Origin of the sequence: Streptococcus infantis (assembly GCF_001579645.1) — a bacterium.
GTDB lineage: Bacteria > Bacillota > Bacilli > Lactobacillales > Streptococcaceae > Streptococcus > Streptococcus infantis_E.
Genome location: NZ_KQ970819.1, coordinates 81,236 through 86,938, shown reverse-complemented (window position 1 = coordinate 86,938; position 5,703 = coordinate 81,236). Strand labels below are relative to the sequence as shown.

At 35.0% G+C, this 5,703-nt stretch carries 4 protein-coding genes; all 4 read right to left on the bottom strand.

Annotated elements, in window-relative coordinates; translation table 11 throughout:
- A partial coding sequence (locus tag SINDD18_RS04660) for an MBL fold metallo-hydrolase (protein WP_153014422.1) occupies positions 1-1,522 on the bottom strand: 1,522 nt, incomplete at its 3' end.
- 407 nt (positions 1,523-1,929) lie between these two features.
- Entirely contained in the window at positions 1,930-2,106 is a 177-nt protein-coding gene (gene rpsU, locus SINDD18_RS04655) for a 30S ribosomal protein S21 (protein WP_000048054.1), read from the bottom strand.
- Positions 2,107-2,376: 270 nt separating this feature from the next.
- On the bottom strand, positions 2,377-3,084 hold the full coding sequence (locus SINDD18_RS04650) for a glucosamine-6-phosphate deaminase (protein WP_061863278.1): 708 nt from the start codon (positions 3,082-3,084) through the stop codon (positions 2,377-2,379).
- A gap of 215 nt (positions 3,085-3,299) precedes the next feature.
- Entirely contained in the window at positions 3,300-5,534 is a 2,235-nt protein-coding gene (locus SINDD18_RS04645) for a Cna B-type domain-containing protein (protein WP_061863277.1), read from the bottom strand.
- Positions 5,535-5,703: the final 169 nt, after the last annotated feature.

The following is a 5,703-nucleotide window of genomic DNA, read 5'->3' as shown; positions in this document are numbered from 1 at the left end:
CCATTTCTCCGGCTTCATTGAAATAGTACAACTTTCCGTCAATTTCTTTGAAACCAATGGTCATTTTTTTATTTTCATCTAGGTAATACCATTTATTACCAATTTTATTCCAGGATGATGCTCTTACTTCATTTGAAAGCGCACCTGTATCATCAAAGACCAGAGTTGCTCCATTCACTGTTCTGGTACCAGTTTGCATAATCCCTTTTTCGTCAAAGTAGTAGGTCTTACCGTCAATGATTGCTAACTCGGACTCTTTTCGATATCCTTTAGAATCTACATAATACCAATGCTTGTCGATTTGAAGCCATTTAGAAGTTTGTAACTTCCCATCTTTATCCATATATAAAGATTTAAGAGTACCTTCATCATCAAAATCTTGAAGCCATTTATCTTGTTGCAGATGTCCTTTACCATTGAAGAAGTATTTCGCACCATCAATTGTATGCCAACCAGTTGCCATCTGATCATCAGCGAAATAATATTTCTTATATCCATCTTCAGTAATCCAACGTGCAGTAGTATTCGGAATATCTGGGTAGTCTTGAGAAATATTATTAATGCCATCTGTTTTTATATCAAAGACAGTAGCATCTTTTTTATCACTTGAAGCATGAACGACTTGAACATTCATCTCTTTCAATTTATCTCTTGTTGCTTGAACATTGATATCCAAACCTGTTGTTTGCACAACGATAGATGGAGAGAGGTTATTGAGGAAATTAATGCTGTTTGAAACTTTTCCATCGAGGTGATGGTTCCATTTCATCAAATCGACTTTCCCAATTTGTGGTCCTAAGCGATCTTCAGCTCCATAAACATTATCAAGATCCCCACCTAGATAAATTTTCTTTCCATTTACTGTAACTACAGCAACAATCGAATTGGGGTTGTCATCGTATACTTTCTTTAATTTTCCATCTGGACCGTATTCATTCTTGTAGTTATACAACTGAATATCCATATCCCCCAATTTGAAATGACTATCATTATCAGAGATATCTTGGATAAGATTGACTCCATATTTTCTAGCGGCATTCAGAGCATTATTATAGTTGAAAAGGTTATCCCACAAGCCCCATTGAGTGGCAATTCGATCATCCGAATATCTTTTTAGATAAAATTTATCAACCTTATATTTTTTTAGAACTTCATCAGCTCCACCGATATGGTCACTATGAACATGAGTTCCAAGCATAAAGTCCAACTTCTGAACACCTACATGGTCAAGATGACGGAAAAGTCGATCTTCAATTGCGTAGAAATTTGACGTAATAATCCCCGATCTTAATGGATAAAGGGGATCGCTCCCATCTGGAAAGTCATAGTCTTCACCCATATCTATCAGCGCATAATGCCCATTACTTTCAAGCAAAATGGCATCTGTACCTGGACTTCCTTTGGTATTAATGAAATGAATCCGATTCACGTCAGACTGCGAACTTGTGTCCGCCTCAACTCTTGCGCTGACACTAAGAAACAAAAATGCTCCTAAAGCGACTGCAACTTTTGTTTTTTTCATGATAAAGCCTCTCAAATTTTCTACTAATATATATAATTATACCAAAAAAACATGAAAAAGGGGTGTAAAAATGTAAACTGTCATTTTTACTACCCAAAATGACTTCTTTCTGCAATAGTATTTAAATATGAAAGATGAACTTTCGTACTCTTTTATCTATAATCATAGTACTCTATAGCTTTTCTTCAGTAACTGTTTCTGATAATTTTTCCCTAGACTTCTATCTGCTTGTTTATAACCTTCTCTGCAAAAATACTTTCTTGACTCTAATCTTTTAACACTATCTTAAAAAATCAGCTATAATTAATATCATTATATCTATTTAACACTGAATTAACTATCCTCTCTGAGATTTCACTCTTAGAAGCTAACAAAAAAGACTAGACAAGTCTAGCCTTTCTTATTAATTAGAATTTTTTACGTTTACGAGCTGCTTCTGATTTACGTTTACGTTTTACAGAAGGTTTTTCATAGAATTCACGTTTGCGTGTTTCTTGAAGAGTACCAGCTTTAGTAACTGCACGTTTGAAACGACGAAGAGCATCGTCAAGAGATTCATTCTTACGTACTACTGTTTTAGACATTTTTTTCACTCCCTTCAAGTTCAAGATCTATTCTATTTTACACGGAATGAAGAAAATTGTCAAGAAAAAAATGAAATTCTCCCAAATCATTCCATTTAATTTTTAAAAAATGAGAATTATATATTCTTCTTTTCAAGGGAAAATCTATCACTCACTCCTCTATTAAAATTATTGTACCACTTTCAGACAAACTGTATTCATTTTTTGAACATATCCAGACCAAAAAACCACCCAATCCATAGGATCGAATGGTCTTTAATGATTAAAATCTTATTTCTTTAACAAGCTGAGTGCTGCTGCATCGGCGATAATGGTCACATCTGGATGGTTTTGCAGGCTACTTGCTGGAAGACTTTCTGTCACAGGACCTTCAACAGTTCCAGCGATAGCTTCGGCTTTTGATTCACCATAAGCAAAGAGAAGGATAGACTTAGCGTCCAAAATGTTTTTAATTCCCATAGAAATAGCTTGTGTTGGAACATCTTCAATCTTATCAAAGAAACGTGCGTTAGCTTCGATAGTAGACTGGTCAAGCTCTACAAGATGTGTTTGGCTATCAAATGGAGTCCCTGGCTCGTTAAATCCAATGTGTCCATTACGACCAATTCCTAAGATTTGTAGGTCAACTGGATGGTCAGCAAGAATTTGGTTGTAGCGTTCTACTTCTGCTTCTGCATTATCCTTGACACCACGTGGCAAGAAACTTTCTTTAAATGGTTTCTTGTTGAATAAATTTTCTTGCATAAAGTAACGGTATGATTGAGGATTGTCCCCATCAAGACCTACGTACTCATCCAAGTTCACACTTGTAAGATTTGAAAAATCAAGATCGCTCTCAACGATTTGTTGGTAAAATTCCAAAGGACTGCTTCCTGTTGCAAGTCCCAATGTTTGTGCACCGTTTTCCAATTTTTCTTTTAAGATATCAAAAGCAACTTTTCCACCTTCAATTTGATTTTCCACTTGAATAACTTTCATAATTTTGTCCTCCATATTCTTTATTTTATTATATGGTATAGACCAATTTTTGTCAAGTGAAAACGGTTTATTTTTATTGAAAATATAAATATACTAAAGAAATCAATTGATAGGTCTACTTACACCAAAAAAGAGAGGAGTTTGACGTCCTCTCATAAATCTTATATCCGAAACACTTCCTGATTATATTTTGGAAAATGTTTCTTTTTCTTATATTATTTTTTACGTTTAGCAACCAAACTCAATCCAACTAAACCAAGCGCTACTCCTAAAACGATTAAAACTGTAGTTTTCTGTTCACCTGTTTTCGGTAACTCATTAGCCTTTTTCTTTTCAGGCGTTGATGATGTTACTGGTGCTGGAGGTGTTACTGGGCCTGGAGGTGTTACTGGACCTGGAGGCGTTACTGGGCCTGGAGGCGTTACTGGACCTGGAGGCGTTACTGGACCTGGAGGTGTTACTGGACCTGGAGGTGTTACTGGGCCTGGAGGCGTTACTGGACCCGGAGGTACTGGTGGTTGATAGGTATTAATCAAAACTAGGTTCGTTTCATTATCTCGAACTATTTTTGATACATATCCCTCAGGAACATTGACTTCACTAATTGTATAGCTAATCATTTTCCCTGCTAAATATTTCGGAAGATTTGTAAAAGTATGAATCCAATTATTATCTTCGTTCAAAATAACTTCTTGCCCTACTTTACTTCCATCAGCATAGAGTTGTACCTTAATGCTATTTGGGCGTTTTCCTGCTTCATTATCAGCATCCTCCCAAATCTTGCTGACTTTTAATTCTGTCACTTCAGGAGTATCAGGAATATTAGGGACATGTGTATTAGTGATGATGTAGTTTGTCTGATCTATTTCTGTCGTATACCCCTCAACTTTGTCTTCTGCTACAGTATAAACAATTGCATTTCCTTCAGCATCATTTTCAGGTAGATGATCAAATGTAAAGTTCCAATTATCTTCTGATTTAACAGATTTACTTGCTACTTCTTTACCGTTAGCTAAAAGACGAACAGTTATAGCATCTGGACGAATGCCAGCTTTGTTATCTGTATCATTCCAAATTTTCTTACCTTTTATACTTGTAGTTCCTCGATAAGTATTGGTAAATGTAGTTTCCTCTTCACCGTAAGACACTGTTCCCATTTTGATACCATCATCATCCGTTACTGTTACAGTAACCTTTAGTTCATGACTATCATAATCGTAATTATTAGTGCTTTCAGGAATAACTTCACGAATGATATAGTTGTAAACTCCTTCTTTTTTATACTTAATAGCATTGAAGGTTACACTTCCATCTTCAGCATTTTTTACAATTTGAAGAGGTTCACTAGGGTTTGCAGCATCATAAAGTGCAAAGTTAAACTGATCTTTTTCTAGTGTTTTCCCTTTTAAAGTTTTGTGGACCTTTAAGATAACTGATTCTGATTTTTCTGCGTTACCAAAACCTGATCCTGACTCTAGACGGACTTCACGTACCATACTACGTGTTTTAAAATTTGTTGCAGACCATGCTAAATTATTCGATACTAATGAACCTGCAGGAACTCCATCTGGTAATTTAGTAGAGTATTCAATATACATTGCCCAATGATAGTTATCTCCAAATGGAATCGTAAAGCCTGTGATTCCTCCTTGAGCATTTTTAGTGAATACTGCCTTGTTTGAAAAGTTATCTGATGGCTCTAACGTGAGAATATGAGCTTCGTTACGAATTTTTGTTGGTTGTGTTTCATAACGAACTGCACGAAAACTCTCAGGAATTAAGGTTTGTCCATCCCCAAAAGTATCCGTAATTGTCATCCCACGAATCATATCTTGATTCGCATTCAGGAGAATACGCCACTTAATAATACTTGGATCTGTATCATCTTGATAACCGTATTTCATCTCATAGTCGCCTGCTTCGCCACTATCTTGTTTGTACTTGAAACTATAAGTCTTATGACCAATGGTAACAGTAACTGGTTGACTCTCCTTAATGACTTCTCGATTAATAGTTAAATTAAACTGTAAAGAAAGCTCTTTATTCTCAGGTCTCTTAGCAAAATAATCTGTGAAAGTTACCGTAACTTTTCCTGTACTAGGATCTGTTTGAGCAATACCAACCTTCGTGCCCTTACTATTTGTAACGTCAAAGGTCAAATTCGTAATCAATCTAAGCTCTCTAGGAATATCTAAAATCAATTGATCATTCTCAGAGATACTCTGACTATCTGGAAAAGTTAATTGATAAGTTGCGATTAAACGTTCCCCAGCAATAACTTCCACATCATCACTCAATTCAAGACCAGATCTCTCATGAATAATCTTAGTATCAAGATTATAATCCGTCACCGAATCTGCTTGAACTGTTTTTGCTAATTTAACTATTGATAATCCTATTAGCAAAAACATTAAAAAAAATGTTAAACATCTAGACAATTTATGCTTCATAATAACCTCCTTTACGATTAGAAAACATTTGATTATCTAATCAAATTATACCATACTTATTTAAAAAATATACAATTACTGGCCATTTGTTTAATTAATTTTAAATTTTTATTTTTATTCAAAGTTTTCGGTTTCTTAAATAAATTATAAAACAAAAAGAGGCTCTTTG